Source organism: Curtobacterium sp. VKM Ac-2865 (assembly GCF_015350905.1).
Lineage (GTDB): Bacteria > Actinomycetota > Actinomycetes > Actinomycetales > Microbacteriaceae > Curtobacterium.
In genome coordinates this window covers 362,828-386,709 of sequence record NZ_JADKRZ010000004.1, presented here as the reverse complement: position 1 = coordinate 386,709, position 23,882 = coordinate 362,828, and the positions used below count along the sequence as shown (strand labels likewise).

Annotated in this window: 22 protein-coding genes; 15 read left to right on the top strand and 7 right to left on the bottom strand. The window is 71.3% G+C overall.

Annotation, left to right across the window (positions count from 1 at the left end; genetic code table 11):
• Positions 1-13: 13 nt before the first annotated feature.
• From ITJ54_RS12560 to ITJ54_RS12500, 13 genes are all read left to right on the top strand, one after another.
• Positions 14-1,012, top strand: a complete 999-nt coding sequence (locus ITJ54_RS12560) for a threonine aldolase family protein (RefSeq protein ID WP_194628736.1) — start codon at positions 14-16, stop codon at positions 1,010-1,012.
• A 119-nt stretch (positions 1,013-1,131) separates the two neighbouring features.
• Entirely contained in the window at positions 1,132-2,571 is a 1,440-nt protein-coding gene (locus ITJ54_RS12555) for a DUF4832 domain-containing protein (RefSeq protein ID WP_194628733.1), read from the top strand.
• A gap of 153 nt (positions 2,572-2,724) precedes the next feature.
• Complete coding sequence (locus tag ITJ54_RS12550; protein WP_194628731.1) at positions 2,725-3,231, top strand: hypothetical protein; 507 nt, start codon at positions 2,725-2,727, stop codon at positions 3,229-3,231.
• A gap of 41 nt (positions 3,232-3,272) precedes the next feature.
• Entirely contained in the window at positions 3,273-4,283 is a 1,011-nt protein-coding gene (locus ITJ54_RS12545) for a LacI family DNA-binding transcriptional regulator (protein WP_194628729.1), read from the top strand.
• A 54-nt stretch (positions 4,284-4,337) separates the two neighbouring features.
• Complete coding sequence (locus ITJ54_RS12540) at positions 4,338-5,453, top strand: LacI family DNA-binding transcriptional regulator (RefSeq protein WP_194628727.1); 1,116 nt, start codon at positions 4,338-4,340, stop codon at positions 5,451-5,453.
• A gap of 424 nt (positions 5,454-5,877) precedes the next feature.
• Positions 5,878-7,200, top strand: coding sequence for an ABC transporter substrate-binding protein (locus ITJ54_RS12535; protein WP_194628726.1), 1,323 nt, complete (start codon positions 5,878-5,880; stop codon positions 7,198-7,200).
• A 79-nt stretch (positions 7,201-7,279) separates the two neighbouring features.
• Positions 7,280-8,134, top strand: a complete 855-nt coding sequence (locus tag ITJ54_RS12530) for a carbohydrate ABC transporter permease (protein ID WP_194628814.1) — start codon at positions 7,280-7,282, stop codon at positions 8,132-8,134.
• A complete protein-coding gene (locus tag ITJ54_RS12525; protein ID WP_194628724.1) occupies positions 8,131-9,009 on the top strand; it encodes a carbohydrate ABC transporter permease in 879 nt (292 codons plus the stop codon). Before ITJ54_RS12530 ends, ITJ54_RS12525 begins: the two co-directional genes overlap by 4 nt.
• Before the next feature lie 57 nt (positions 9,010-9,066).
• Positions 9,067-11,364: a family 78 glycoside hydrolase catalytic domain gene (locus ITJ54_RS12520; protein WP_194628722.1), complete on the top strand. Its 2,298-nt coding sequence runs from the start codon at positions 9,067-9,069 to the stop codon at positions 11,362-11,364.
• Between the two features lie 49 nt (positions 11,365-11,413).
• Complete coding sequence (rhaI, locus tag ITJ54_RS12515; RefSeq protein ID WP_194628720.1) at positions 11,414-12,586, top strand: L-rhamnose isomerase; 1,173 nt, start codon at positions 11,414-11,416, stop codon at positions 12,584-12,586.
• A 1-nt stretch (position 12,587) separates the two neighbouring features.
• Positions 12,588-14,669, top strand: coding sequence for a bifunctional aldolase/short-chain dehydrogenase (locus ITJ54_RS12510; protein WP_194628718.1), 2,082 nt, complete (start codon positions 12,588-12,590; stop codon positions 14,667-14,669).
• Between the two features lie 4 nt (positions 14,670-14,673).
• Positions 14,674-16,149, top strand: coding sequence for a rhamnulokinase (locus ITJ54_RS12505; protein ID WP_194628715.1), 1,476 nt, complete (start codon positions 14,674-14,676; stop codon positions 16,147-16,149).
• 86 nt (positions 16,150-16,235) lie between these two features.
• Positions 16,236-17,468, top strand: a complete 1,233-nt coding sequence (locus ITJ54_RS12500; RefSeq protein WP_194628812.1) for an alpha-hydroxy acid oxidase — start codon at positions 16,236-16,238, stop codon at positions 17,466-17,468.
• 135 nt (positions 17,469-17,603) lie between these two features.
• Here ITJ54_RS12500 and ITJ54_RS12495 read toward each other — a convergent pair whose 3' ends face one another.
• Complete coding sequence (locus ITJ54_RS12495; RefSeq protein ID WP_194628713.1) at positions 17,604-18,203, bottom strand: hypothetical protein; 600 nt, start codon at positions 18,201-18,203, stop codon at positions 17,604-17,606.
• Between the two features lie 108 nt (positions 18,204-18,311).
• Here ITJ54_RS12495 and ITJ54_RS12490 point away from each other — a divergent pair, with 108 nt between their 5' ends.
• Together ITJ54_RS12490 and ITJ54_RS12485 are read left to right on the top strand one after the other, a co-directional pair.
• Complete coding sequence (locus ITJ54_RS12490) at positions 18,312-19,244, top strand: ABC transporter ATP-binding protein (RefSeq protein WP_194628711.1); 933 nt, start codon at positions 18,312-18,314, stop codon at positions 19,242-19,244.
• On the top strand, positions 19,241-20,452 hold the full coding sequence (locus ITJ54_RS12485; RefSeq protein WP_194628709.1) for an ABC transporter permease: 1,212 nt from the start codon (positions 19,241-19,243) through the stop codon (positions 20,450-20,452). The genes ITJ54_RS12490 and ITJ54_RS12485 overlap by 4 nt, the downstream gene beginning before the upstream one ends.
• 93 nt (positions 20,453-20,545) lie before the next feature.
• On the opposite strand, the gene ITJ54_RS12480 is transcribed toward ITJ54_RS12485, so the two are convergent.
• From ITJ54_RS12480 to pnuC, 6 genes are all read right to left on the bottom strand, one after another.
• Positions 20,546-20,875: a winged helix-turn-helix domain-containing protein gene (locus tag ITJ54_RS12480; RefSeq protein WP_194628707.1), complete on the bottom strand. Its 330-nt coding sequence runs from the start codon at positions 20,873-20,875 to the stop codon at positions 20,546-20,548.
• Positions 20,857-21,297: a chemotaxis protein CheY gene (locus ITJ54_RS12475; protein ID WP_194628705.1), complete on the bottom strand. Its 441-nt coding sequence runs from the start codon at positions 21,295-21,297 to the stop codon at positions 20,857-20,859. The genes ITJ54_RS12480 and ITJ54_RS12475 overlap by 19 nt, the downstream gene beginning before the upstream one ends.
• Positions 21,298-21,386: 89 nt before the next feature.
• On the bottom strand, positions 21,387-22,058 hold the full coding sequence (locus tag ITJ54_RS12470) for a hypothetical protein (RefSeq protein ID WP_194628703.1): 672 nt from the start codon (positions 22,056-22,058) through the stop codon (positions 21,387-21,389).
• 60 nt (positions 22,059-22,118) lie between these two features.
• Positions 22,119-22,352, bottom strand: a complete 234-nt coding sequence (locus ITJ54_RS12465; RefSeq protein WP_194628701.1) for a hypothetical protein — start codon at positions 22,350-22,352, stop codon at positions 22,119-22,121.
• Between the two features lie 12 nt (positions 22,353-22,364).
• Positions 22,365-22,811: a hypothetical protein gene (locus ITJ54_RS12460; protein ID WP_194628699.1), complete on the bottom strand. Its 447-nt coding sequence runs from the start codon at positions 22,809-22,811 to the stop codon at positions 22,365-22,367.
• A gap of 108 nt (positions 22,812-22,919) precedes the next feature.
• Positions 22,920-23,585, bottom strand: a complete 666-nt coding sequence (gene pnuC / locus ITJ54_RS12455) for a nicotinamide riboside transporter PnuC (protein WP_194628697.1) — start codon at positions 23,583-23,585, stop codon at positions 22,920-22,922.
• Positions 23,586-23,882 lie beyond the last annotated feature (297 nt).

Below are 23,882 nucleotides of genomic sequence, written 5' to 3'. Positions count from 1 at the left end.
TAGCGTTGTCGGGGTGATCGACCTGCGCTCCGACACCGTGACCCGCCCCACCCCCGCGATGCGCGCCGCGATGCTCGACGCCGAGGTCGGCGACGACGTCTACGGCGAGGACCCGGAGACCACCCGCCTCGAGCAGGACGTCGCCGCGCTGCTCGGACACCCGGCGGGGCTCTTCACCCCGTCCGGCTCGATGGCCAACCAGCTCGGGCTCCGGCTGCTGGTCGGTCCTGGCGAGGAGCTCGTCGCCGACGTGCAGGCGCACGTGGTCCGCGCCGAGCTCGGTGCCGCCGCGGTCTTCTCCGGCATCACGACGCGGACGTGGGCGTCGGAGCACGGCCGGCTCGTGGCCGGTGCCGTGCGGGACATCGCCGAGCCGAACGCCGGCGCCTACTCGGTGTCGACGACCGCCATCGCCCTCGAGAACACGCACAACTTCGGTGGCGGGACGGTGCAGCCGCAGGACGAGGTGCTCGCCGTGCAGACCTTCGCGCGCGAGCACGGCATCGCCCTGCACCTCGACGGCGCGCGCCTGTGGAACGCGCACGTCGCCTCGGGCCGCCCGCTCGCCGAGCTCGCCGACGGCTTCGACACGGTCTCCGTGTGCCTGTCGAAGGGCCTCGGCGCACCCGTCGGGTCGGTGCTGGTCGGCTCCACCGAGCACGTCGCCGCCGCCCGGATCTGGCGCAAGCGCTACGGCGGGGGCATGCGGCAGACGGGCATGATGGCGGCCGCCGGACGGTTCGCCCTGCGGCACCACGTCGAGCGGCTCGCCGACGACCACGCCCACGCGCGGCTGCTCGCCGGCGCGCTCGGGGTCGACCCCGCGACGGTCGACACGAACATCGTCTTCGCCGAGGTCACCGACCCGCCGGCGTTCGTCGCCGAGGCCGCAGCGCGCGGTGTGCGGCTGATGCAGCTCGGCCGGACGAAGATCCGCGTCGTCACGCACCTCGACGTCACCCGCGAGGACGCCGAGGGTGCCGCGGAGGCCCTGTCCACCATCCCGAGATGATGACTGCTCTTGCGCACTTCTGATCGGTTGACGTACCTTCACATCAGAATCACGCAGGACCGCCGCGATCAGGGGTCGCGGTGTCGAGGTCCACGCGTGACCGAGAAGGGGTCTCCTCCATGCTCCACCACCGCATCGTCGCGGGGGCTGTCGCAGCCGCTGCCGCTCTGACGCTCGCCGTCCCGACCGCCGCCTCCGCGGCGACCGCGACGCACCGACCACCGACGCACTCGTCGACGGTCTCCTACACGGCGAGCAACGCCGTGATCCCGAACCCGGAGCGTGGCTTCGACCACACGACGGCGACGCACTACCGCGCGGACGGCACCGGCTACACGCCGCTCGACCTCGCGACGCTGCGCTCGTACCGCGCCGAGGGCGTCACGCAGATCGTGCGCGTGTTCTACATGGAGAAGTTCGTCGACCAGACCCGGCTCGACCCCGCCTGGCTGAAGCTCGTGCAGCGGGACTACGACACCGCGCGCCAGGCCGGCGTCGGCGTCATCACCCGCTTCGCCTACGTCCAGGGCGGCGACTACCCGTACTCGGCACCGTACGGCGACGCCGACCTGCCGACCGTGCTCGGACACATCAAGCAGCTCACGCCGCTCCTCCGCCGCAACGCCGACGTGATCCCGACCCTGCAGGAGGGCTTCATCGGCCTGTGGGGCGAGGGCTACTACACCGACCACTTCGCCAGCGACCCGTCGAACCCCGGCGTCCTGACCGAGGCCGACCAGGCCGCACGCCGTCAGGTGCTGCGCGCAGAACTCGCCGCGCTCCCCACGAGCCGCTCGGTGCAGGTCCGCACGATGGCCACGAAGCAGGCAGCACTCGGTCTGCCGTCCGGCACGGCCGGTGCACTCACGCCGGCCCAGGCCCACGACGGCTCGGCGAAGTCGCGCGTCGGTCACCACAACGACTGCTTCCTGGCCTCGCCCGACGACTTCGGCACGTTCCTGTCCGACCCGCTCTCGCTCGACCAGGACTACCTGGCGGCGGACTCGCGGTACGTGCCCGTCGGTGGTGAGACCTGCACGGTGAACCCGCCGCGGTCCGAGTTCCCGTCGGCTTCCGCTGAGATGGCGAAGTACCACTACAGCTACCTCAACCTGGACTACAACCAGGACGTGCTCGCCACGTGGGGTGACGCCGGGATGACCGAGACCGCCAAGCGTCTGGGCTACCGCTTCACCATGACGAAGAGCACGGTCACCACCGGCCGCACCCCGTCCGTCTCGGTCTCGGTCCGCAACGACGGCTGGGCCGCTCCGTACAACGCCCGCCCCGTGCAGGTCGTCCTGACCAACGGCAAGCGCACCGTCTCGGTGCCGGTGCGCACGGACGTCCGCTCCTGGCAGCCCGGCAAGACCGTCACCGTGTCGGCACCGCTGCGCGGCCTGCCGAAGGGCACCTGGTCCCTCGCGCTGGCCCTGCCGGCAGCCGAGCGGAGCACCGCCGGCAACCCGGACTTCGCGGTCCAGACCGCGAACGTCGGCACCTGGGACGCGAAGACAGGTCGGAACCAGCTCGACCAGACCGTCACCGTCGGTCGCTGACGCCGACCCACCGGACTGGAGGCGCGCCTCCAGTCCGGTGGGACCGTCGCGACACCGGGGCGGCACCTCCGACGCCGACGGGGGGACAACCCCACCACCGAAGCGGGTGACGGCTGTATTCCACCGGCCGCATGTCGGTTCGAGGATGGTCTCATGACCAAGCACGCCTCCTCCGCCACCACCCGTTCCGAGCGCTCCGCCCTGACCTCCGGGCTCGCCGTCCTCGGGATGGGCCTCATCGTCGCCACCCTCACCGGGTGCAGCCTGCTGGAGCCGTACCAGAAGGAACAGCAGCACCACTACGACACGTACTCCGACGCCCCGTCGAAGGCGAACTCGAAGGACATGGCCTGGTTCATGCCGGCCTGGGTCCCCGAGGACGCGAAGGACATCGACGTCCGGCTCGACACCGAGGAGCCCGGGTACGTCATCGCCTTCGACTCCGCCTCGGGCGTCGACACCGCTGCCTGCACGCCCCTCGACGGCCCCCACGGCGGCCCCGCGATGTCCGCCGGGTTCCTGCCCGACAGCCTGCCCACGACCGGCCTGCTCACCTGCGGGGACGGCCGCGCCACGGCCGAGGTCGACGGCCGCTGGTACGGGTGGACCACGAAGGACCCGGTCGCCGCCGACGCGGGCGACACCCTCCGCACCGACTGACGCCCCGCGCGGCGCGGCGCTCCAGCTGTCAGGATGACCGCATGACGGTGAGTGTTCGAGAGGTCGCGGCGCTCGCCGGTGTGTCCCTCGGCACGGTGTCGAACGTGCTGAACCGCCCGGAGAAGGTCGCCCCCGGCACCGTCGTCCGGGTGCAGGCCGCCATCGCCGAGCTCGGCTTCGTGCGGAACGACTCCGCCCGCCAGCTCCGTGCCGGTCGCAGCTCCACGGTCGGGCTCATCGTGCTCGACGGCGGCAACCCGTTCTTCACGGACGTCGCCCGCGGAGCCGAGGACGCCGCGATGTCGAAGGGCCTCGCGGTCCTGATCGGCAACTCGGACGAGTCCACCGACCGGGAACGCACCTACGTCGACCTGTTCGAGGAGCGCCGGGTCGCCGGGCTGCTCATCTCCCCCGCCGGTGACGACCTCTCCCGGCTCGCACGGCTCCGCGACCAGGGCACCGCCGTCGTGCTCGTCGACCGCCGCGCCGACGACGAACCGTTCGCCTCCGTCTCCGTCGACGACGTCGCGGGCGGTCGGATCGCGGTCGAGCACCTGCTCGCGATCGGTCGGCGCCGGATCGCGTACGTCGGCGGTCCGTTCGGCATCCGCCAGGTCGTCGACCGGCACGCGGGTGCCCTCGCCGCGACCACCGCCGCAGGTGCGTCCCTCGAGGTGCTGCCGACGACGTCCCTGTCCGTGCTCGAGGGCCGTCGCGTCGGCGAGGAGCTCCAGCGCCGACCGGCGTCCGAGCGCCCGGACGCCGTGTTCGCCGCGAACGACCTGGTCGCGGTGGGGCTCGAGCAGGCCTTCGTCATGCGCGGGTCCGTCGCCGTGCCGGACGAGATCGCCATCGTCGGCTACGACGACATCGCGTTCGCCGAGGCGGCCGTCGTGCCCCTGACGTCGGTCCGGCAGCCGGCGCAGGACCTCGGCCGACGGGCGATCGACCTGCTGGTGCGGCAGGTCGAGCAGGGGCAGGACATCGAGCTGGAACAGGTGGAGTTCACGCCGGAGCTCGTCGTCCGGCAGTCGACCGTCCGGGACCGCTGACCGGCTGCGTCCGCGCTGCCAGGCGGCGTCGTGCGCTCCGTCTACGATCAGGGGATGGTCCAGCCCCCGCGTCGTGACGGGCCACCGAGCGTCCACCACGTCGCCGCGCGGGCCGGGGTGTCGCTGGCCACGGTCTCCAACGTGCTGAACCACCCGGAGCGGGTCCGCCCGGCCACGGCCGACCGGGTCCACGCCGCGATCGCCGACCTCGGGTACACACCGGACCGCAACGCGAGAGCCCTGGTGTCCGGCAGCAGCAGCGCGATCGGCCTCGTCGTGATGTCGCTCCGCAACTCGCTGTTCAGCGACATGGTCAGCGGTGCCCAGCTCGCCGCCCGCACCCAGGACCGCACCCTGCTCATCACCAGCAGCGAGGACGACCTCAGCGCGCAGGGCGACCACCTGGCGTCCCTCGAGAGCTCCCGTGTCGCGGGGATCCTGCTCGCCACGATGACCGACTCCCGCGACCAGGTGGAACGCACCCGCCGCCACGGCCGACCCGTCGTCTACGTCAACCACGAACCCGCGGAAGTCGACGCCTGCTCCGTCGTCGTGGACAACGAGCAGGCGGGCTTCATCGCCACCGAGCACCTCATCGCCCAGGGGTGTCGACGCATCGGGTTCGTCAGCGCCCGCGGCGAGCTCCAACCCGTGCACCGGCGGCGGGCCGGGGTCCTGCGCGCCGTCGCAGCCCACCCCGGGGTGACCCTGGTCGACGTCGACGCCGGGGACATCGACCCACCGGGAGGCACTGACGCCGGCGCCCGGATCGCACGGATGCGGGCAGACGAACGGCCCGACGGGGTCCTCGGGGTGACCGACCTGCTCGCGATGGCGGTCGTGACCGAGCTCCGAGCCGCGGGCATCCGGGTCCCCGAGGACATCCCGGTGTCCGGCTGCGACCACAACTCGATCGCCTGGGGCGGGGCGGTGCCGCTCACCTCGGTGACGATGCACGGCGCCGAGATGGGTGCCACGGCCGTGGAGCTGCTGCTCGCCGAGCTCACCGACGCCCCCGACACGCACGTGCACCGGACCGTGGTGATCGGCAGCGAGCTGGTCCCCCGCGAGAGCACGATCGGACGCTCGGCTGCGGCGGCGGCTGCCACTGCTGCGGCTGCCCGCGCGGATGCCGCCTGCTCGAGCGACCTGCGGCGCACGGAGCCCTGACCGCGGGCGTTCCTTCCCACATCACCCGCGATGGGGAGCGGTGTGCCGTGCCCGATCTGCACGATCCTTCCCATGACGCCCGCGATGGGAAGCGGTTCCGCGCGTTGGTGGGGGGAACGAACGACTCCCTAAGCGCGATTCGACCTCCCACGCGGGATTCGACCCCTTATGCGCGAATCGACCTCTCCGCGCGAATCGACCTCTCCGCGCGAATCGACCTCCTCGCGCGATTCGACCTCCTCCGCGGGATTCGACCGACACCCCACCCCCGCCGATCTCGCGTCACCGATTGACACGCTTCAATCCTCGTGGTTCCATTCCGATTGAAACGTTCTAACAGCACCAGCCGGGCACCGCGACGATGCGATGTCGGGTCCGTTCCACCCGGGCGTCCCACCACCCGGGCCCTTACGAGGAGGTAAGGATGTCAGCTCGTTCCCTGACCACCCGGCTGCTCGCCATCGGCGGCGCCACGGTCCTCATCGGCGGTCTCGCCGGCTGTTCGTCCGGCGGCTCGGCCGACACCGGCGGCGGCGGCACGGTCCAGATCACCTACCAGGCGGACAACTCCCCGGCGACCGCCGCCACCGCGAAGCCCCTCATCGCCGCGTTCGAGAAGGCCAACCCGGGCGTCACGGTCAAGTTCGACACCCGACCGCAGGGCACCGAGGGCGACAACCTCGTGAAGACCCAGCTGTCGACCGGCGAGATGGCCGACGTCTTCAACTACAACTCCGGGTCGCTCATGCAGGCGCTCAACCCGGACAACACCCTCGTGGACCTGTCCGACCAGAGCTGGACGAAGGACGTCGACAAGCAGTTCACGAAGGTCGTCAGCACCGACAAGGGCGTGTACGGCGCCCCGATCGGCACGAGCTTCGGCGGCGCGGTCATGTACAACAAGAAGGTCTACGCCGACCTCGGGCTGAAGGTCCCCACCACGTGGGACGAGTTCATCAGCAACAGCGAGGCGATCAAGGACGCCGGCAAGGTCACCCCGGTCATCCAGACCTACGGCGACACCTGGACCAGCCAGCTGTTCGTGCTCGGCGACTTCGCCAACATCACGGCGCAGCAGGCGAACTGGGCGTCGAAGTACACCGCCAACAAGGAGTCCTACGCGAAGGACCCGGCCCTGGCGGGCTTCGACCACCTCGCCGAGGTCAAGGAGAAGGGCCTGCTGAACCAGGACTTCGCCTCGGCCACCCAGGCGAACGGCCTGAAGATGCTCGCCGACGGCACCGGGGCGCAGTACCCCATGCTGACCAACGCGATCTCCACCCTGCAGCAGGACAGCCCGGACGCGGTCGACGACATCGGCGCCTTCGCCCTGCCGGCCGAGGACGCCGACGACACCACCCTGACGATCTGGGAGCCGAACGGCCTGTACATCCCGAAGACGACCGAGGGCGACAAGCTCGCCGCGGCGAAGAAGTTCATCGCCTTCGTCAACTCGTCGAAGGGCTGCGCTATCCAGAACGACACCGGCACACCCGGTGGCCCGTACGTCATCTCGACGTGCACCCTGCCGGACGACGTGCCGGCGATGCTCGGAGACCTCCAGCAGTACATCGACGACAGCAAGGCCACGCCGGCCCTCGAGTTCCTCTCCCCGATCAAGGGCCCGAACCTCGAGAAGATCTGCGTGCAGGTCGGCTCCGGCATCTCGACCGCGGCCGTCGGCGCCAAGCAGTACGACCAGGACGTCGTGCAGCAGGCCCAGCAGCTCGGCATCAAGGGCTGGTGAGGACGTGACCGCGACGCTCACGACGGCGGTGGCCCCGCCGCAGACGACGAAGGCAGGACCGGGTCCGGCCCGCAGCAGGATGCGGTCGTTCTACCCCGCGTGGTTCTTCATCCCCGCGATCGCGCTCTACGTCGTGTTCTTCGCGGTCCCGACGTTCGCCGGCTTCTGGTTCGCCCTGACGCGCTGGACGCTGTTCGACCAGACCTTCATCGGCTTCGACAACTTCGTCCGGTTCTTCCAGGACCCGCAGCTCGTCTCCGGGTTCATCCACACGTTCGAGTACGGGTTCGTGACGAGCGCGGCGAAGGTGGTCCTCGGACTCGCCCTCGCCCTGCTCCTCACGTCCCCGGTGCTCGGCCGCGGCTACCTCCGGGCGGTCGTGTTCTTCCCGGTGCTCGTGTCGACGATCGGCATCGGCATCACGTTCAAGGCCCTGCTCGACCCCTTCCACGGGATCGTGAACGGGATCCTCGGTTCGGTCGGCCTCCCCACCCCGGGGTGGCTGACCGACCCGGCCCTCGCCCTGTGGAGCGTCGCCGCCGTGGACGTCTGGAAGGGCGTCGGCATCGCGACGCTCATCTTCATCGCGGGCATCGTCGCGATCCCGCAGGAGTACTTCGAGGCCGCGCGCGTCGACGGTGCGAGCGCGTGGACCATCTTCAGGAACATCACCCTGCCGTTGTCCCGGCCGGCCATGGGCACCGTCATCATCCTGTCGCTCATCGGCGGCCTGCGGTCCTTCGACCTCATCTGGGCGATGACCGGCGGCGGCCCCGGCTTCACGAGCGACGTCATCGCGAGCGTGATCTACAAGCAGTACCAGGCGGGCTTCTACGGCCTGTCGACCGCCGGCAACGTCGTGCTCTTCGTCGTCGTCACGGCGATCATGGTGCCGGTGTCGTGGCTGCTGAACCGGCAGGAGCCGGAGCTGTGAGCGCCGTCACCGCCTCCCGCCCGGCCACGGCAGCGCGCCGCCGCCACCCCGGCACCGTCCGACGGTGGGTCATCGGCATCGTCGCCATCGTGGTGTCGTTCGTCGTCTTCCTGGTGCCGTTCGTCTTCGTGCTGCTGCAGGCGGCGAAGTCCCCGGCCGAGGCGAACCAGCTCGGCTTCACCCTGCCGACCGACTGGCAGCTGTGGCAGAACCTGCGGGCGGTGTTCCAGAGCGGCGAGTCCGGCATCGTCCGGGCGTTCGTGAACAGCGCCGTGCTGACCGTCGGCAGCGTGCTCATCATGGTGGTCTTCTCCGCGATGGTCGGCTACGTGCTGCAGCGCCGCCCGGGCCGATGGAACGGGCTCATCAACTTCTTCGTCCTCGCCGGACTCATCGTCCCGCCGGCGATCGTCCCGACGATCTGGGTGCTGCAGGGACTCAACCTGTTCAAGACGATGGGCGGGATGATCCTCATCGAGGCCACGTTCGGCCTGTCGTTCTGCATCCTGCTCTTCCGGGCCTTCGTCGCGACGATCCCGAAGGAGCTCGACGAGGCCGCCGTGCTCGACGGCGCCGGCCCGATCCGCCTGTTCTTCGGGGTCGTCCTGCCGCTGCTCAAGCCGGTGATCATCACGGTCGTGCTCGTGCAGTCCGTCGCGGTGTTCAACGACTTCGCGAACCCGCTGTACTTCCTGCCCGGGTCCGAGAACGCCACGGTCCAGCAGACGCTCTACGCGTTCCAGAGCCAGTCCGTCAGCCAGCTGAACCTGCTGTTCACCGACGTGCTGCTCATCACGATCCCCCCGCTGATCCTCTACGTCTTCTTCCAACGCCAGATCGTCGCCGGCATGACCAGCGGCGCCGTCAAGGGCTGACGCTCCCCAACGACCAACGACGCGGCCGTCGACGACGACGACCGCCGGAAGGACACCATGACCACCTGGACCGCACCGTTCATCGCGGCAGACTCCGACGCCGACTCCGGCAGCGCCCCGATCCTCCGTCGGGAGTTCACCCTCGACGCCGGCCACGGTGCCGTGACGGCAGCGAGCCTCGACGTCAGCGCCCTCGGCGTCGTCGAGGCCTGGCTCGGCGGCACCCGCGTCTCGGACCACCTGCTCGAACCCGGCTGGACGAGCTACGAGTGGCGCATCCGCGTCGTCTCGCACGACGTCACCGAGCACCTGACCGCCGAGCCGGGCAGCGCCGCCGTGCTCGCCCTGGTCCTCGGTCGCGGCTGGGCAGCCGGTCGGCTGGCGTGGGGCGGTGGCGGCGGCTGGTACACGGACGAGCGCGCCGGGTTCGCCGAGCTGCACGTCACCTTCGCCGACGGCCACGTGCAGACCGTCGCGACGGACACCGACTGGCAGGCGCTGCCGAGCCCGATCACGGACGACCAGCTCTACGACGGCCAGGACGTCGACGCCCGGGTCGACGACACGACGTGGAAGCACCCCGGCTACCTCGAGCACACGGGCGGCGTCCACACCGTGTCGATCGGTGACCGCGAGCTCGTCGCCGACACCGTGCCGCCCGTCCGACCGCTGGCGGAGATCGCCCCGGTCGACGTCTGGACGAGCCCGTCCGGCGCGACGCTCGTCGACTTCGGCGTGAACCTGGTCGGCTGGGTGCGGGTCACGGCGAGCGGCCCCGCCGGCACCGTCCTGACGCTCCGGCACGCCGAGGTGCTGGAGCACGACGAGCTCGGCACCCGCCCGCTGCGCACCGCGAAGGCGACGGACCACCTCACCCTCAGCGGCAGCGGCGCCGATGCCCCGGACGTGTTCGAGCCCCGCTTCACCTTCCACGGGTTCCGCTACGCCGAGGTCGACGGGTGGCCGGGTTCGCTCGACGATCTCCGCGCGGCCGTGACCGCCGTGCAGGTCGGCAGCGACCTGACCCGCACGGGCACGTTCACCTCGAGCCACGAGCTGCTCAACACCTTCCACGAGAACGTCGTGCGGGGCATGCAGGGCAACTTCCTCAGCGTCCCGACCGACTGCCCGCAGCGCGACGAGCGCCTCGGGTGGACGGGCGACATCGCGGCGTTCGCCCCGACGGCGTCGTACCTGTTCGACACCAGGGCGTTCCTCGGCGACTGGCTCCGTGACGTGTGGCTCGAGCAGCAGCACGCCGACGGGGTCATCCCCTTCGTGGTGCCGGACGTGCTGAAGTACTCCCCCGCCGAGGACTTCGGCGTCCCCGACGCCACCGCGATCTGGTCGGACGCCGGGGTCTGGGTGCCCTGGACGCTGTACCAGGCGTACGGCGACACCGCGGTGCTCGAGGAGCAGTTCGACTCGATGACGGCGCACCTGCGCCGGATCCGCGACCACCTCTCGCCACAGGGCCTCTGGGACACGGTCTTCCAGTTCGGCGACTGGCTCGACCCCGACGCCCCGCCGGAGGACGCCGCGAAGGCGAAGGCCGACCCCGGTGTCGTCGCGACGGTCTGCGCGTTCCGGTCGGCGACGCTCGTCGCCGAGGCGGGCGCCCTGCTGCCCGGCCACGAGGCGGAGACGACCGAGGCCCGGCAGATGGCTGCGAGCCTCCAGGCCGCGTTCCGGGAGCACTACGTGACGGACGGACGGATCCGGTCGGACTGCACCACGGTCTACGCGCTCGCGATCGTGTTCGGGATCCTCTCCGACGAGGACACCCGGGCGGCCGGCGACCGGCTCGCCGAGCTGGCGGCCGAGTCCGGGTACCGGATCTCGACGGGCTTCGCGGGGACGCCGTTCATCACGGACGCACTGACGCAGACCGGGCACCTCGACGACGCGTACCGGCTGCTGCTGCAGACGGAGTGCCCGTCGTGGCTGTACCCGGTGACGATGGGGGCGACGACGGTGTGGGAGCGCTGGGACTCGATGCTGCCCGACGGCACGATCAACCCGGGCGAGATGACCTCGTTCAACCACTACGCCCTCGGAGCCGTGGCGGACTGGATGCACCGGGTGGTCGGTGGCCTCGCGCCGCTGACGCCCGGGTACGAGACCGTGCTGGTCGCGCCGCAGCCCGGCGGTGGCCTGACCTGGGCGGAGACGACGCTCGACACCGCGCACGGGCACGTCGCCGTGCGGTGGGAGCTCGTCGACGGGGAACTCCTGGTGCGGGTGAGCGTGCCCGAGGGCGTCACCGCGGTGGTGCGCCTGCCCGGGCTCGCGGAGCAGCGGCTGGCGGGCGGGACGCACGAGCTGCGGGCGCCCGCGGCGGTCCCGGTGCCCTGATGACCCGGCCACAGCAGCACGAACCAGTCGCACACGAGGAAGTGACACGATGACATCAACCCCGAGCTTCGCCGGCATCGCCGAGCAGCTGACACGCCAGCAGATCGAACTGCCGTCATGGGCCTTCGGCAACTCCGGCACCCGCTTCAAGGTGTTCACCACGCCGGGCACCCCGCGCGACCCGTACGAGAAGATCGCCGACGCGGCGCAGGTGCACCGGTACACCGGGCTCGCACCGACGGTCGCGCTGCACATCCCGTGGGACCTGGTCGACGACTTCGCCGACCTGCGACGTCACGCCGAGGAGCACGGCGTGCGGCTCGGGACGATCAACTCGAACACGTTCCAGGACGACGACTACAAGTTCGGCGCACTGACCCACACGGACGCCGTCGTCCGGCAGAAGGCCATCGACCACCACCTGCGCTGCATCGACGTGATGGACGCCACGGGCAGCCGCGACCTGAAGATCTGGCTCGCCGAGGGCTCGAACTACCCCGGCCAGGCCGACATGCGCGAACGCCAGGACCGCCTGCACGAGTCGCTCAGCACGATCTACGACCGCCTCAGCGACGACCAGCGCCTGGTGCTCGAGTACAAGTTCTTCGAACCGGCGTTCTACCACACGGACGTGCCGGACTGGGGCACCAGCTACGTGCAGACGAGCGCCCTCGGCCCGAAGGCGATGGTCTGCCTCGACACCGGACACCACGCCCCCGGCACGAACATCGAGTTCATCGTGATGCAGCTGCTGCGCCTCGGGAAGCTCGGGTCCTTCGACTTCAACTCGCGCTTCTACGCCGACGACGACCTCATCGTGGGCGCCGCCGACCCGTTCCAGCTGTTCCGCATCCTGGTCGAGGTCATCCGCGGCGGCGGGTACGACAACGCCGACGTCGCGTTCATGCTCGACCAGTGCCACAACGTCGAGGACAAGATCCCCGGCCAGATCCGCTCGGTGCTCAACGTGCAGGAGATGACGGCCCGCGCACTGCTGCTCGACCGCGTGGCGCTGACCGCGGCACAGGAGGCGCACGACGTCCTCGGCGCCAACGAGGTCTTCATGGACGCCTTCCAGACCGACGTCCGGAAGGACCTGGCGGCCTGGCGGGAGTCGCGCGGGCTGCCGGCCAACCCGATGCGCGCCTACCTCGACTCCGGGTACCAGCAGTCGATCGCAGCCGACCGCGTCGGTGGCGTGCAGGCCGGCTGGGGTGCGTGAGATGACGGACCTGGAGGCACGGGTGGACCCCGCAACGCACGGCACCGACGCAGACGCGACGGTCGCCGCACTCATCGCGCGGTCGAACGCGCTCGGCTCGGACCCGCGGACCACGAACTACGCGGGTGGGAACACGTCTGCGACGGGCACCGACACCGACCCCGTCACGGGCGAGCCGGTGGAGCTGCTCTGGGTGAAGGGCTCCGGGGGCGACCTCGGCACGCTCACCCCGGCGGGCCTCGCCGTGCTGCGACTCGACCGGGTCCGGGCGCTGCAGCACGTCTACCGGGGCGTCGAGCGCGAGGACGAGATGGTCGCCGCGTTCGACCACTGCCTGTTCGGGAAGGGCGGTGCTGCCCCGTCGATCGACACCGCGATGCACGCCCTCGTGCAGGCTCCGCACGTCGACCACCTGCACCCGGACGCCGGCATCGCGATCGCGACGGCGGCGGACGGTCCGGCGCTGACCGAGCGCGTCTTCGGCGGGAAGGTCGTCTGGGTGCCCTGGCGTCGACCCGGGTTCCAGCTCGGGCTCGACATCGCCGCCGTCGAGCGCGACCACCCCGAGGCGATCGGCGCGATCCTGGGCGGCCACGGCATCACGGCGTGGGGCGCCACGAGCGACGAGGCCGAGGCGAACTCCCGGTGGGTCATCGACACCGCCGAGCAGTACATCGCCGCGAACGGGAAGCCCGAGCCGTTCGGCCCCGTGCGCCCCGGGTACGCGGCCCTGCCGACCGACGAACGTCGTGCACGTGCCGCTGCCCTCGCCCCGACGATCCGCGGCATCGCCGGGCACGACAAGCCGGTCGTGGGGCACTTCACCGACAGCGACGTCGTGCTCGACTTCCTGGCGAGCGAGGAGGCGCCGCGCCTGGCAGCCCTCGGCACGAGCTGCCCGGACCACTTCCTGCGCACGAAGGTCAAGCCGCTGCTCCTCGACCTGCCCGCCAGTGCCACGGTCGAGGACGCGGTCGAGCGTCTGCACGAACTGCACGAGCAGTACCGCGCGGACTACCAGGCCTACTACGACCGGCACGCCGACGCGACGAGCCCGGCGATCCGCGGCGTGGACCCGCTCATCGTGCTCGTGCCCGGTGTGGGGATGTTCTCCTACGGCAGGGACGCCCAGACCGCCCGGGTCGCGGGCGAGTTCTACACCAACGCGATCAACGTCATGCGGGGCGCCGAGTCGCTCAGCACCTACGCCCCGATCGACGAGGCCGAGAAGTTCCGCATCGAGTACTGGGCGCTCGAGGAGGCGAAGCTCCAGCGGATGCCGGCCCCGAAGGTGCTCGCGACGCGGATCGCCCTGGTGACCGGGGCCGCGTCGGGCATCGGCAAGGCGATCGCGAAGCGCCTGGCGGCCGACGGCGCCGCGGTCGTCATCGCGGACCTCGACCTCGGGAAGGCCCAGGCCGCCGCCGCGGAGATCGGCGACACCGACCGAGCGATCGGCATCGCCGCCGACGTGACGAGCGCCGCGGCCATCGAGCGGGCCGTCCAGCAGACCCTCCTGCACTTCGGCGGCCTGGACCTCGTCGTGAACAACGCCGGGCTCTCGCTGTCCAAGAGCCTGCTCGACACGACCGAACAGGACTGGGACCTGCAGCACGACGTCATGGCGAAGGGCTCGTTCCTGGTGTCGAAGGCGGCCGCGAAGGTGCTCATCGAGCAGGGCCTCGGCGGCGACATCGTGTACATCTCGTCGAAGAACGCCGTGTTCGCGGGACCGAACAACATCGCCTACTCCGCCACGAAGGCCGACCAGGCGCACCAGGTCCGGCTGCTCGCGGCCGAGCTCGGCGAGCACGGCATCCGGGTGAACGGCATCAACCCCGACGGCGTCGTCCGCGGCTCCGGCATCTTCGCGAGCGGCTGGGGGGCGAACCGCGCGGCGACCTACGGCATCGACGAGCAGGACCTCGGAGCGTTCTACGCCCAGCGCACGATCCTCAAGCGCGAGGTCGTGCCCGAGAACGTCGCCAACGCCGTCGCGGCCATCTGCACGGCGGACTTCTCGCACACCACCGGGCTGCACGTGCCCGTCGACGCCGGCGTGGCCGCCGCGTTCCTCCGGTGACGCGATGACCACGGGCGGCAGCGTCGCGGCGGTGGACCTCGGCGCGACGAGCGGACGGGTCGTGGTCGGCCACGTGGACGCCGACGGGGTGCGGATGGAGCAGGTCGCCCGGTTCCCGAACGGCCCCGTCACCCGGACCGAGGGCGGCCGGGACACCCTGCACTGGGACGTCGAGGAGCTGTCCCCGCAGATGACGCTCGGCCTGCGCGAGGCCTTCCGCCGCCACCCGGGCCTCGCCAGCATCGGGATCGACTCATGGGCGGTCGACTACGGGCTGCTCCGCGACGGACGGCTCCTCGGACCGCCGGTGCACTACCGCGACGACCGGCACGCGCGGGGCGTCGGGATCGTTCACGCCGCGATGGACGCCGCCGAGCTCTACGCCCGCAACGGCCTGCAGCAGCTGCCCTTCAACACGCTGTTCCAGCTCGCGGCCGACCCCGCCCGCGGACGGGCCGACCGGGCGCTGCTCATCCCCGACCTGCTCGGCTTCCGGCTCACCGGGGTCGAGGCCGCCGAGCGCACGAACGCCTCCACCACAGGCCTGCTCAACGCGACCACCCGTGGGTGGGACCCGGCGCTGCTGGCCGCCGCGGGCCTCCCGTCCGGACTCCTGGCGCCGCTCCGCGACCCGGGTGACCGGCTCGGTCCCCTGCTGCCGTCCGTGGCGGCCGCCGTCGGAGGCACCGCTCCCGTCACGCTCGTCGGCTCGCACGACACCGCCAGCGCGGTCGTCGCGGTCCCCGCGACCGAGCCCGACTTCGCCTACATCTCCTCGGGGACCTGGTCGCTCGTCGGCGTCGAGCTCGATGCTCCGGTCCTCACGGACGCGGCCCGGGCGGCGAACTGCACGAACGAGGGCGGCGTCGACGGCCGGGTCCGGTTCCTGAAGAACGTGTCCGGCCTGTGGCTGCTCTCGGAGAGCGTCCGGACGTGGGAGCGGGACGACTCCACGATCGACCTGGAGGCCCTGCTCGCCTCCGCCGCGGCCGTCACCACCGCGGTCCCCGTCTTCGACCCGGCGGACCCGTCGTTCACGCCGCCGGGTGACATGCCGGCACGCATCGCCGCCTGGTGCGCCGAGCGCGGGCTGGCGGCCCCTGCGGACCGCGCCGAGGTCGTGCGGTCGATCCTGGAGTCCCTCGCCGCGGCGTACGCCGACACGCTGCGGACGATCAGCGCGGTGACGGGCAAGGACATCCGACAGGTGCACGTCGTCGGCGGTGGCTCGCAGAACCGTCTGCTCTGCCAGTTGACGGCCGACCGGACGGGGCTGCCCGTGCTGGCCGGGCCCGTCGAGGCCACGGCGCTCGGCAACCTGCTGGTCCAAGCGCGGGCCGTCGGGCTCGCCGGTCTCGGTGGGGCGTCGCTCGAAGCCCTCCGAGCGGTGGTCGCCCGGACCGTCGAACCCGTCCGGTACAGTCCGCGACCAGAGCACCGAGCACATCGATCGACCACGAGACAGAGGACGTCCGCATGACCTCCACCGACGACCAGCACCGCGTCGACCCCGCCACGGGCGCACCGGCAGCGACCCCGGGCACCCCGTCGACCGCGCGGACGCGGATGAAGCGGCAGCTGCCGACCGTGCGCGACCTGGCGCCGCTCATGCAGTTCCGGAAGCCTGACCTGAACGCCCGCCGTCGTCGGCTCGACCAGGCGCTGACGATCTGGGACCTCCGGGCGATCGCCGAACGACGGACCCCGCGGGCCGCGTTCGACTACACCGAGGGCGCTGCCGAGGCGGAGATCTCGCTCGCCCGCGCACGACAGGCGTTCGAGGACATCGAGTTCACGCCGGCGGTGCTGCGCGACGTGTCGACCGTGCGCACCGACTGGGACGTCCTCGGCGGCCCGGTGGCGTACCCGTTCGGCATCGCGCCGACCGGCTTCACCCGGATGATGCAGACCGAGGGCGAGCGTGCCGGGGCCCGGGCAGCCGGCCGCGCGGGCATCCCCTTCGCCCTGTCCACGATGGGCACCACCGCGATCGAGGACGTCCGCGACGCCAACCCGCACGGGCGCAACTGGTTCCAGCTCTACATGTGGAAGGACCGCGAGAAGTCGATGGCGCTGGTGTCCCGCGCCGAGGCCGCCGGGTTCGACACGCTCCTCGTCACCGTCGACGTGCCTGTCGCGGGAGCGCGGCTCCGCGACAAGCGCAACGGGTTCTCGATCCCGCCGCAGCTCGGCGTGAAGACCATCGTCAACGCGATCCCGCGCCCGTGGTGGTGGTTCGACTTCCTGACGACCGAGCCCCTGGCGTTCGCCTCGCTCGACCGCTGGTCCGGCACCGTCGGCGAGCTCCTCGACCACATGTTCGACCCGACCGTCACGTACGAGGACCTCGCCTGGATCCGCACGCAGTGGAAGGGCAGGATCGTCGTGAAGGGCGTGCAGTCCCTGGCCGACGCCAAGCGCCTGGCCGCCATGGGGGTCGACGGCATCACCCTGTCGAACCACGGCGGACGTCAGCTCGACCGCGCACCCGTCCCGTTCCACCTGCTGCCGACCGTCGTGCGCGAGGTGGGGAAGGACACCGAGGTGCACCTCGACACGGGCATCATGTCCGGCGCTGACATCGTCGCGGCCGTCGCACTCGGCGCCCGGTACACGATGGTCGGCCGGGCCTACCTCTACGGACTCATGGCCGGTGGCGAGGCCGGCGTCGACCGGATGATCCAGATCCTGTCCGAACAGATCGAGCGGACCATGCGGCTGCTCGGGGTCGCGTCCCTCGAGGAGCTCGAGCGCGGCCACGTCACCCAGCTGCAGCGCCTGGCACCGATTCCCCGCTGAGCCGGGTCAGGGCGGGGCGCCCTGGCGGTGGCGCTGGCGGGACGACGGTTTCCGGATCTGGCGGTGACGGATCTGGTTCTCGGAGCCCGAGGATCGCGAACCAGATCCGTCATCGCCGCGGACGAGAACCGGTGGTCAGGACGCTGCGTCGCCGGGCAGGGTCCAGGCGGCTCCGGCGGTGGGCTGCGGCGTCCCGGGCGCCGAGCCCGCGGGGGCCGAGGTGATCGGGCGACGACGCAGCTCCTCGAGTGAGGAGTCCAGGTTCCGGAGCGCCCGGCGGGTCTCCCAGACGGAGTAGACGCAGAGCGCGGCGAACAGCACGAGGAACAGCCACCAGACCGGGCTCACCGTGACCGCAAGGCTGACGCACACCGCGGCGAACACGACGAACATGACCGGCACCGCCCACCGGTTGCGGCGGTACCGGACCCGGTAGCGCTCGAGCTCCGGGATCCACGTCGCGGTGTCGGCGTCGGCCGGGACGGCGCCGGTGCGGATCGTGCGCTGCATCGCCGTCACGGCATCGGCGCCGCCGGCCTTCCGACGACGGACGGCGATCACGATGCCGAACACGACGGTCATGCCCGTCGCGTAGAACAACGCGCCGATCAGCCGCGCGAGCACGTCCTCGCGCGACGGGTCCCCGACCAGTCCGAACAGGAAGTACAGTCCGCCGACCACGACGAACAGGATCGGCAGGAGTGCCGGGAGCGGCAGACGCCGGATGCGGTCCATGTGAGTTCCTCTCAGTCGAGGACAGCTTGCCCGCGCCGGGTCGGGGGTGCCTGGGAAGCTGGGCCACAATCGGGGCCGGTAGGGTCAGCGCAGCGAGAAGGGGGCTCCATGGCCGGGGCGAGCATCAGCGTGCAGGACTTCGTGATGCGGTTCGGGGACCGTGCCGTGGTGGACGGTCTGTCGTTCGACGTCGCACCCGGAGAGACCTTCGGGCTCCTCGGCAGCAACGGCTCGGGCAAGACGACGACGATCCGCGCGCTCCTCGGCATCACCGCGCCGACGTCGGGCACGCTGACGATCGACGGACACCCCTACCGCCCGGCCACCGGCGGGATCGGGTACCTGCCCGAGGAGCGCGGGCTCTACCGCAAGGAGTCCGTCCTCGACGTGATGACCTACTTCGCAGCCCTCCGCGGGATGCCGCGCCCTGCCGCGACCGCGTGGTCGATGGACTACCTCGCCCGGGTCGGCCTGGCGGACAAGGCCAGGCTCCGGGTCGACAAGCTCTCCGGTGGGCAACAGCAGAAGGTGCAGCTCGGGATCACGATCATGGACCGCCCGCGGCTGCTCATCCTCGACGAGCCGACGAAGGGCCTCGACCCGGTGAACCGCCGGCTCCTCCTCGACCTGGTCGACGAGCGGAAGGCCGACGGTGCGACCGTCGTCCTCGTCACCCACCACATGGACGAGGTCGAGCGGCTCTGCGACCGCATCCTGCTCCTCAAGGACGGTGACGCGGCGGCCTACGGCACGATCCCCGAGGTGCAGGACGCCTTCGGCGGTGCCGTCGCCAAGGTCTCGCTGAGCGGTCCGGTCCCCCGCTCCCCCCTGTACAAGCTCGCGCGGCACGAGGGCCACGTCGCCTACCTCGTCCCCTCGACGAGCGCGGCCGCGGACGGGTCGGACATCCTCGCCGCGCTGGTGGGCGCCGGCGTGCACGTCACCGGCTTCGAGATGCGCCGGATCCCTCTCGACGAGATCTTCGTCCAGGTCTACGGCCACGACGCCCTCGCCGACGAGACCGCCAGGAGCACACGATGAGCCGCATCGGTACCGTCATCCGGTTCGAGTTCACCCGCGCGGTCAAGAAGCCGGCGTTCTGGATCGGCACGCTCGCGCTGCCCCTGGTGGTCGTCCTCGTGTCGCTGCTGGTCGGCGTCGGACAGGCGGCCGGCACCGACTCCGCGCTCTCGCGGTCCTCGGCGACGAAGACCCCGTTCCACTACGTCGACCAGTCGGGGCTCGTCTCCGAGTCCGTCGCCGCGCGATGGGGCGGCACCCCGTCGGACGACGAGTCCGGGGACCGTGCGGACGTCGTCGCGGGTCGGCTCGACGCCCTCGTCGTGTTCCCCGAGAAGCCCTCGACCCAGTCGATCCGGGTCACCGCGAAGGACCGCGGGCTGTTCGAGAACACCGCGTACTCGTCCCTCGCGCAGCGGGTCCTCGAGCAGAGCGTGGCCGCGGGCGTCGACGACCCGGAGGCCGTCGAGCTCCTGCGCTCACCGCCGACGACGGACGTGACGGCGTACGCCGACGGCCGCGTCGCCCCGGGGTGGCTGTCGATCGTGCCACCGCTGCTGTACGTCGCCGCGTTCTTCGGGCTCGTCATCCTGCTCGCCGCCCGCATGGTGACGGTCGTGGTGGAGGAGAAGGAGAACCGGATCTCCGAGATGATCCTGACCACGGTGACGGCCGGCGACCTCATCCGCGGCAAGGTCGTGGCGATGCTCCTCGTCTGCCTGGTGCAGATCGGCGTCTTCATGGTGCCGGGGCTGCTGTCGCTCGTGGTCGTCGTGCCCCTGCTCGCCGGTCGGATCGGGCACGTGACGATCGACCCGTGGCGGATGCTCGTCGGAGCGCTGCTGCTCGTCGGCGGGGTGCTGCTGGCCTCGGCGCTGTTCGTCGCCGTCGGCGCAGCCGTCCCCTCGATCAAGGACGCCTCCGCACTGCAGTCCACGGCGATCTTCGCGCTGGTGATCCCGGTGTACGCGGCGTTCTTCGTGATGACGAGCCCGACCAGCCCGGTCGTGGCGTTCTTCACGTACTTCCCCACCTTCACCCCGATCACCGCGATGGTCAGGAACGCCGTGGGGGCGCTGTCCCCGCTGGAGTCCGTCATCTGCATCGTCGAGGTCTTCGGCGTCGCGCTCCTGCTGCTCTGGTTCGCGCAGTACCTGTTCCGGCACTCCGTCGCCCAGTACGGCTCGAAGGTGACGCTCCGCCAGATCGCGTCCTGGCGACGGTCCTGACCGGTCGCCGCACCAGCGCCACCCGATGACGGACGGGAGGCCCGGTGCCAGCTGGCACCGGGCCTCCAGGCCGTCACGTGGTGACCCCGAGGGCTACTGGTCGCTGCCCGCGATCTGCCGCAGGGCGTCCAGGTGGCCGCGCCAGGCGGCGCGTCCGTCGCCGGTGAGCGTCAGCGAGGTCCGTGGAGTCCTGCCGACGAACGCCTTGCCGACGGCGACGTAGCCGGCGGACTCGAGCGCGGTGACCTGCTTGCTCAGGGCGGAGTCGGTGATCTCGACGGCGTCACGGACCTCGCGGAACCCGAGCGTGCCGGCACGGTCGAGCGCGGCGACGATCGAGAACCGCACGGCGTTCTGCAGCAGGTCGTCGAGCCGGTGCCGGGGGTGGGCGCCCTGCTCGAGCGTCACGAGCGGGACTCCCATGCGGCGCAGGCGAGTGCGACGACGAGGACCAGGCCGGACGTGATGCCGGACCACAGCACCGAGCCGTGGACCCAGCCGACGACGGCGATCGCGGCGCAGTACGTGAGCGCCCAGCTCGCGATGTAGACGGTCCAGCGTCGGCTGCTGGCGAAGGCCGAGCGGCCGCGGATCGCGAGCATGAAGCCGATCAGCAGCGCGAAGAGCGCCGCGAGCGTGCCGACGTAGACCGCAGCGAACGCGGTGCCCGTCGTCAGGCCCATCGCCAGCGTGCCGAGCGAGGTGGCGACCCCGAGGGCCGTGATGAACGTGACGTAGGGCCAGCGCACGGCGTCGTGCGCGCGGCGGCTGATGCGGTCCGCCCGGTCGAGCATCGCGCGAGCGTCCGCCGGGTCGATGCGGCCGGTGGTGGTGGTGTCGGTCATGGTGTTCCCTCCCGTTGCCACCAGTCTGGCAAGTACTTTCCGGTTTGGCAAGTACTTTCCAGTTGGGGCCTGCTCGGAGGAACGAGTGGTCAGACCGGGAGGATCGGGGACGTCGGCACGGAGCCGAGGTCCCACGCCGGCACGTGGCGGCGACGCCAGCCCTCGCGGAGCGCCCGCACGGCGTGGTCGAACTCCGTCAGGGTGTCGAGGTGCGGCCGGACGAGCATCTGGATCTGCAGCCCCTCGTAGACCGCGAGCAGCTGCGTCGCGGCGCGTTCGGCCGGGACGACGATCGCCTCGATGCCGGTGTCGAGGTCCCGCTGCAGCCCGACGGTGAGCATGACGACGTAGTCCTGGTAGCGCTTCCGGAACAGCTCGGCGAAGCTCGTCCCGGCCCCGGCCATGTTGATGACGCCCGCCAGCACGCGGACGCGGCCCGGGTCGGCGACGTCCTCGGCGAGCGTCTGGCGGACGTGCTCGATCGTGCACATGGGGCTCTGGCGACGGGTCGAACCGCGCATGGACGTCCAGCGGTCGTACGTCACGAGCAGCAGCGCGTCCCACGTCGGGAACGCCCGGGAGACGGCATCGAGCGGGAGTCCGGCGACGTCGGCCACGACCGCGGCGTCGACGTCGTTGAACGGGTGCAGTCGGTACGCCCGGATCGCGGCACGGACGAGGCGCTCGGCGATGGTCTGTTCTGGCAACGGCCGCTCGGCGTCGAGCGTCCCGTCGGAGAGTCCCTCGGTGAGTGTCTGCACCCGACCATCACACCGCATCCCGGGGGTGCCGTCGTGTCCCAGTGCGGGGGGTGTTGTGCCTCAGGTGTCGGGCAGGCTGAGCTTCGACCCGCGGGGGTCACGGTTCCGGGTGGGCGCGGCGGGCGGTGGGTCGTACGGGGGCGTCGCCTCGGCTCGGCGACGGGCGGCGTCGGCGCGACCCGTGGCGAGCAGGGCGGTGATGGCACTCGAGGACTGCATGAGGGCGAGCACCGGCGGCATCAGCAGCAGCACGAGGTGGTCGGTGGACCCCTCGCCGACGACGAGCAGACCCACCCAGGCGATGAGTCAGCCGACGGGGAGCCACCGCGTCCGGTCGAACACGACGACGCCGGCGCCGACCGACCCCTCGACCTGTCGGAGCACCAGGTCCCGGTCCTCGGGGAGCATCGCCGGCGGTCGCGGCCCGAACTGCTGGCTGATGCGCTCGGAGCGTCGCCAGTCGCCGGTCAGGGCCGCGGGCTCGAGGGTGGCCGGGGTCGACGCCGTCCGCAGGAACGTGGCGGCGAGGCAGCCCACGGCGGCGGCGAAGGCCGCGATCGCGACGAGGGCGAGGCCGAGCGGTGCCTCGAGCACGGAGTGCCAGAGCAGCTGCGCGACGACGCCGAACGTGCCGAGCGCCGTGGCGACGGTGCCGCAGACACGGGTCCGGCGGCGGACGCGCGCGGGGTCGAGGAACTCGGTGCGGCGTGCGCGGTACACGCGCCACCCGGTGACGACGGCTGCCTCGGTCATGCGGCCATCATGCCCTGCGGGTGGCCGGTCGCCTCGGCGGCATGCTCGGTCGTCGGTCGTCGGTCGTCGGTCGTCGGCCGCTGGTCACGTCGGCGGCTTGCTCCGTCGTCAGCCGACGGTGACCGGGGCGGCGGACGGGCGGGTGCGCTGCCGCATCCAGACGAAGAACCCGGTGAGGGTGAAGACGCCGTAGACCACGTACATCAGCCCCGAGGCGTAGTACCCCGCCGAGAACAGCAGTGGCACCCCGACCAGGTCGACCGCGACCCAGACCAGCCAGAACTCGACCCACCCCTTCGCCATGCCGTACGTCGCGAGCAGGGACCCGACGAAGATCCACGCGTCGGACCAGACGGGCTCGTAGGACCCGAGCGCACGGAACACGGGGGTGAGCAGGGCCGTGCCGCCGACGAGCGCGACCACCAGCAGCGCGCGGGTCCGCCAGGAGGCCCAGCGCGGGTCGATCACGGTGACCGACTCGGCAGGGCGGTGCGTCCACCGGTACCAGCCGTAGACGCTGACGATGATGAACATCACCTGGCGGCCGGCCTGCCCGAGCAGGTTGACGGGGTTCGGGGTGTCGAAGAGCGCCCCCATGAAGACCGTGAAGAGCAGGGCGTTCCCCAGGATGCCGACGGGCCAGGCCCAGATGCGACGACGCATCCCGCCGAGCGCGCTGAGCAGCCCGAAGACGTTGCCGATCACCTCGCGCCAGAGCACCGTCTGGTCCCCGATGACGATCTGCGCGTCGAACAGCCAGCGCACGATGCCCATGGTCCCCTCCTCGTTCCCGGTCGATCCAACCGTGTCGGCCTGCCAGGCATTCCTCAGGATGAGCTGTCCGATCGGGGTACAAGCCAGTCGGCAGTCCTGGGGACCGAAATCACCCCCGTTTTGGGTCCATTCAGACGCATGATCTCCGTTGTCAGCACTTTGGGGGACCGGTAGCGTCGATGTCAGACGGAACCCAGCCCGCCCGAGCCGCCTTGCGCTCCGGAGCTCGGCGGTTCCGCTCGGCACCGGTCAGCCGCGACCCACGTACCACGGGGTCGATGACACCGTCCCGCCTGC

What these genes read in the sequence shown, in the direction of transcription:
- ITJ54_RS12475 (WP_194628705.1), bottom strand. Translation starts at nt 21,297, where the DNA reads ATGACCGACACCACCACCACCGGCCGCATCGACCCGGCGGACGCTCGC.
- ITJ54_RS12520 (WP_194628722.1), top strand. Translation starts at nt 9,067, where the DNA reads ATGACCACCTGGACCGCACCGTTCATCGCGGCAGACTCCGACGCCGAC.
- ITJ54_RS12485 (WP_194628709.1), top strand. Translation starts at nt 19,241, where the DNA reads ATGAGCCGCATCGGTACCGTCATCCGGTTCGAGTTCACCCGCGCGGTC.
- ITJ54_RS12550 (WP_194628731.1), top strand. Translation starts at nt 2,725, where the DNA reads ATGACCAAGCACGCCTCCTCCGCCACCACCCGTTCCGAGCGCTCCGCC.
- ITJ54_RS12555 (WP_194628733.1), top strand. Translation starts at nt 1,132, where the DNA reads ATGCTCCACCACCGCATCGTCGCGGGGGCTGTCGCAGCCGCTGCCGCT.
- ITJ54_RS12460 (WP_194628699.1), bottom strand. Translation starts at nt 22,811, where the DNA reads ATGACCGAGGCAGCCGTCGTCACCGGGTGGCGCGTGTACCGCGCACGC.
- ITJ54_RS12540 (WP_194628727.1), top strand. Translation starts at nt 4,338, where the DNA reads ATGGTCCAGCCCCCGCGTCGTGACGGGCCACCGAGCGTCCACCACGTC.
- ITJ54_RS12530 (WP_194628814.1), top strand. Translation starts at nt 7,280, where the DNA reads ATGCGGTCGTTCTACCCCGCGTGGTTCTTCATCCCCGCGATCGCGCTC.
- ITJ54_RS12510 (WP_194628718.1), top strand. Translation starts at nt 12,588, where the DNA reads ATGACGGACCTGGAGGCACGGGTGGACCCCGCAACGCACGGCACCGAC.
- ITJ54_RS12490 (WP_194628711.1), top strand. Translation starts at nt 18,312, where the DNA reads ATGGCCGGGGCGAGCATCAGCGTGCAGGACTTCGTGATGCGGTTCGGG.
- ITJ54_RS12535 (WP_194628726.1), top strand. Translation starts at nt 5,878, where the DNA reads ATGTCAGCTCGTTCCCTGACCACCCGGCTGCTCGCCATCGGCGGCGCC.
- pnuC (WP_194628697.1), bottom strand. Translation starts at nt 23,585, where the DNA reads ATGGGCATCGTGCGCTGGCTGTTCGACGCGCAGATCGTCATCGGGGAC.
- ITJ54_RS12500 (WP_194628812.1), top strand. Translation starts at nt 16,236, where the DNA reads ATGAAGCGGCAGCTGCCGACCGTGCGCGACCTGGCGCCGCTCATGCAG.
- rhaI (WP_194628720.1), top strand. Translation starts at nt 11,414, where the DNA reads ATGACATCAACCCCGAGCTTCGCCGGCATCGCCGAGCAGCTGACACGC.
- ITJ54_RS12495 (WP_194628713.1), bottom strand. Translation starts at nt 18,203, where the DNA reads ATGGACCGCATCCGGCGTCTGCCGCTCCCGGCACTCCTGCCGATCCTG.
- ITJ54_RS12480 (WP_194628707.1), bottom strand. Translation starts at nt 20,875, where the DNA reads ATGGGAGTCCCGCTCGTGACGCTCGAGCAGGGCGCCCACCCCCGGCAC.
- ITJ54_RS12545 (WP_194628729.1), top strand. Translation starts at nt 3,273, where the DNA reads ATGACGGTGAGTGTTCGAGAGGTCGCGGCGCTCGCCGGTGTGTCCCTC.
- ITJ54_RS12505 (WP_194628715.1), top strand. Translation starts at nt 14,674, where the DNA reads ATGACCACGGGCGGCAGCGTCGCGGCGGTGGACCTCGGCGCGACGAGC.